This window comes from Endozoicomonas atrinae (genome assembly GCF_001647025.1).
GTDB classification, from domain to species: domain Bacteria; phylum Pseudomonadota; class Gammaproteobacteria; order Pseudomonadales; family Endozoicomonadaceae; genus Endozoicomonas; species Endozoicomonas atrinae.
The window spans coordinates 1-359 of the sequence record NZ_LUKQ02000822.1 but is presented as its reverse complement, the minus strand read 5'-3'; the positions used below and the strand labels follow the sequence as shown (position 1 = coordinate 359).

At 46.5% G+C, this 359-nt stretch carries 1 pseudogene; it reads right to left on the bottom strand.

Annotated features, from left to right (window positions below):
- Positions 1–169: 169 nt before the first annotated feature.
- Positions 170–359: pseudogene (locus tag AK963_RS36435) on the bottom strand (IS630 family transposase); the annotation flags it as partial.

Sequence of the window (359 nt, the reverse complement as noted above, 5' to 3'; positions counted from 1 at the left end):
ATTTGCAGAAGATTACATAATGGCACAACACCGTATGCCGACTATGGTTGACCTTTCAGTCAATCAGTAAGGGTGGGGATGTATGAAGGGATTGCTGGGCGCACTGCTGCTCCTGTCGGGCATCGCCATGGGGGTGTTGTGGCTGGATTATACCAATTGAATTTTCTAACTACTGTATAACTGCCCAATCACGGGAGCACAGACTGAACAGTCGACCAGCTTCGCTGCAAAGGTTATTCCAAGCTTCACAGCAACAATCTACAATATTTTCATAACCTGAAAATGCTTTGTTTGATAAGTCATGCTCCCGCATCCACTCCCATAGCCTTTCTGAGCTGTTTAACTCCGGTGCGAATGGT